2 protein-coding genes are annotated in these 3,646 nt (G+C 77.5%); both read left to right on the top strand.

What is annotated here, in order from left to right; all coding sequences use genetic code 11:
- Nucleotides 1-2,354 (top strand): helix-turn-helix transcriptional regulator (locus ABD308_RS34915; RefSeq protein WP_344343953.1); only part of this gene is annotated, 2,354 nt, incomplete at its 5' end.
- Nucleotides 2,351-3,592 carry a 3-deoxy-7-phosphoheptulonate synthase gene (locus ABD308_RS34910; RefSeq protein WP_344343950.1) on the top strand — a complete coding sequence of 414 codons (1,242 nt, stop codon included), beginning with the start codon at nucleotides 2,351-2,353 and terminating at the stop codon, nucleotides 3,590-3,592. The genes ABD308_RS34915 and ABD308_RS34910, both read left to right, overlap by 4 nt.
- The last annotated feature ends 54 nt before the right edge of the window (nucleotides 3,593-3,646 follow it).

Raw genomic sequence — 3,646 nt, 5'->3', positions numbered from 1 at the left:
ACTTCCTGCGCCACCTCGTCCGCCACCTGCCGCAGAGCCCGGTGCTGCTGGTCCTCACCGACGGCGGCACCCCGTGGCCCGCGCGGCGCCGGCTGCACGCCGAACTGCTGCGCCACCCGCACGCGCACCGCCTCACGCTGGCCCCGCTGTCCCGGGCCGGCGCCCTGCGCCTGGTCACCGAGGGCCTGGGCGAGGAGGACGCCCGTCACCGCGGCCCCGGCCTGGTGGACGTGGCCGGCGGCAACCCGCTGCTGCTGCACGCCCTCGTCGAGGAGCACCTCGACCGCGCCGACGAGCCCGAACCGCGCTACGGCCAGGCCCTGCTGAGCTGCCTTCACCGGGCCGGCCCCGGCGTGCTGCGGGTTGTCCAGGCCCAGGCCGTGCTCGGCGAGGAGGCGCCGGCCGAGGACGTGGCCAGGCTGCTGGGCGAGCGGGAGAGCGCCGACGCGGTCGCCCGGATCCGCGCCACGCTCACCGCCGCCGGACTGCTGGACGGCGAGGGACGGCTGCGCACCGCGGCCGCCCGCGCCGCCGTCCTGGAGGATCTCGCCCCGCACGAGCGCACCGAACTGCGGCTGCGCGCCGCCCAGCTGGCCCACGAGAGCGGCAGCCCCGCCGCCGAGCTGGCCCGGCACCTGGTCGAGGCCGGGCGGGCGCCCGCGCCGTGGGCGGTCGCCGCGCTGACCGAGGCGGCCGAGCACGCCCTGCTCGACCACCGTCTTCCGACCGCCGTCGCCTGCCTGCGCCTGGCCCACAAGGAGGCCGCCGAGGAGAGCGACCGGGCGGTGCTCCGGCACCGGCTGGCGCAGGCCGAGTGGCAGCTCAACCCCTCGGCGGCGGCCCGGCACCTGGTGCCGCTCACCGCCGCGGTCCGGGCCGGGCACCTCGGGCTCGCCGAGGCGCTCGTCCTCGTCCGGTACCTGCTGTGGCACGGCCGCGGCCAGGAGGCGCTGGCCGTCCTGGACCTGCTGCGCGCCCGGACCGGACCGGCCGGACCGGCCTCCCCCGCCGAGACGGGCGCGCTGCGCGACGTCGAGACCTGGCTCGCCTACACCCACCCGGGCCTGGCCCGGGGCCGCCGCCTCCCGGCGCTGCCCGCCGACCTGCGGCACGCGGTCGCCCCGGACGTCGACCCGCAACTGCTGGCCGACGCCGCGCTCGCCGGGGCGCTCACCCGGGGACGGGCCGCGGAGGCCGTCGACCACGCCCAGCAGGTGCTGCACGACGCCCACCTGCACGGCCGCACCGCGTGGGCCGAGGAGGCCGCGCTGCTCGCGCTGCGGGTGCTGCTCCAAGCCGGGCGCGCCGACACCGCGGCGGTCTGGAGCCAACGGCTGCTCGGCACCGCCACCCGCCGCGAGGTCCCGACCGCGAGGGCCCTGTACTCGGCGGCGCACGCCGAGGCGGCCCTGCGGCTCGGCGAGCCGACCACGGCGGCCGAGCACAGCCGGGCCGCGCTGACCCACCTCAGCCCCACCGCCTGGGGCATCGCGGTGGGCCTGCCGCTGGGCACGCTGATCGTCGCCGAGACCCGCACGGGCGAGCACCGCTCGGCGGCCAAGCACCTCACCCACGCCGTCGGCGAGGCGATGTTCCAGAGCCTGTACGGCCTGCACTACCTGTTCGCCCGCGGCGAGCACTACCTGGCGACCCGGCACGGCCACGCGGCCCTCGCCGACTTCCTGTCCTGCGGCGAACTGCTGCGCACCTGGGGCCTGGACGGCGCGGGGGTGGTGCCCTGGCGCACCCAGGCCGCCGACGCCTGGCTGCGGCTGGACAACCGGGACCGCGCCTGGCGGCTGATCCACGAACAGCTCAGCCGGGCCGACGCCGACCTGCCGCACCACCGCGGCCCGGCGCTGCGGCTGCTCGCCGCGGCCGGGCCGGCCGGGCGGCGCGGCCCCCTGCTCACCGAGGCCGTCGACCTCACCGAGGCCTCCGGCGACCGCTACGAGCAGGTGCGGGTGCTCACCGACCTGAGCCGGGTCCACCAGGGCGCCGGCAACAAGCGCCGGGCCCGGCTGCTGCTGCGCCAGGCGCTGCACGTGGCGCACCTGTGCGGCCTGAAGCCGCTCGCCCAGGAGCTGCTGTCGGTCTCGGCGGACCTCGGCGAGAGCGGCCCGGCCGCCGACGGGGCACGGGAGCCGGGCGGGATCGACGCGCTCACCGAGTCCGAGCGGCGGGTCGCCTCGCTCGCCGTGCTCGGCTACACCAACCGCGAGATCGCCGGACGCCTGTACGTCACGGCGAGCACCGTGGAACAGCACCTCACCCGGGTCTACCGCAAGCTCGGGGTACGCCGCCGCAAGGACCTGCCGGCCGATCTGCGGGCCAACCTGAGGAAGACGGGATGACGACTCCGATGACCACGCCGACCGCCACGAACCCGACGGTGCACGACGGCACCGGGCCCGGCCTCGCCCGGGCCCTGGCGGGCCTGACCGCCGACCAGCAACCGCAGTGGCCCGATCAGGAACGGGTGCGCGAGGTGCGCGCCGCGCTCGGCGCCCTGCCGCCCCTGGTGGAGCCCGCCGCCGTGGACCGGCTCCGGGAGCGCCTGGCCGAGGCCGCGCTCGGCCGGGCCCTGGTCGTCCAGGGCGGGGACTGCGCCGAGACCTTCGCCGGCAACACCCCCGAGCACGTGCGCGCCAACCTGCACGCCCTGCTGCACTGCGCGACGCTGTTCGAGGTCGCCTCCGGTCTTCCGGTGGTGCCGGTCGGACGCGTCGCCGGGCAGTACGCCAAGCCCCGCTCCAGCCCGACGGGCCCGGACGGGCTGCCCTCCTTCCGGGGCGACATCGTCAACGGCCTCGCGGCGACGGCCGAGGCCCGCACGCCGGACCCGCGGCGGATGCTCACCGCGTACGACGGCGCCGGCGCCGCGCTCGACGTGCTGGACTCGGTGGCCGACACGACCCGCAGCGAACTGTTCGCCGCTCACGAGGCCCTGCTGCTCGACTACGAGGTGCCGCTGGTGCGCGACGGGTACGCGCTGTCCGGCCACTTCCTGTGGATCGGCGAGCGGACCCGCCGGCTCGACGGCGCGCACATCGCCCTGGCCCGCCGGATCGCCAACCCGCTGGGCCTCAAGCTGGGCCCGTCCACCACCCCGGACCAGGCCGTCGCCTACGCCGAGGCGCTGGACCCGGACCGCGTCCCCGGCCGGCTGACGCTGATCAGCCGGATGGGCGCGGACCAGGTGTCCGACGTGCTGCCGCCGCTGGTGGAGGCGGTGGCGGACGCGGGGCACCCGGTGGTCTGGCTCTGCGACCCGATGCACGGCAACACCGAGACGGCGGCCGGCGGGCTGAAGACCCGCCGCTTCGACCGGATCGCCGCCGAGGTGAGCGGCTACTTCGCCGTGCACCGCGCGCTCGGCAGCCACCCCGGCGGCCTGCACCTGGAACTGACCGGCGACGACGTGACCGAGTGCCTCGGCGGTCGCGAGGACCTGCGCGAGGAGCAGCTCCCCGAGCGCTACCTGACCGGCTGCGACCCGCGGCTGAACGGACGCCAGACCCTCGACCTGGCGCGCTTCGTGGCGGAGATCCTGCTTGAGCACTCCGCCCGGCGGGCGCCCCTGGCGGTCTGAGGACCGTCCCACCCGGACCGACGGCCCGCTCCTCCACGCGGAGGAGGAGCGGGC

The organism is Kitasatospora putterlickiae (assembly GCF_039527695.1).
GTDB lineage: Bacteria > Actinomycetota > Actinomycetes > Streptomycetales > Streptomycetaceae > Kitasatospora > Kitasatospora putterlickiae.
The sequence above is the reverse complement of the archived record's forward strand: the minus strand, read 5'-3'. Positions and strand labels throughout refer to the sequence as shown.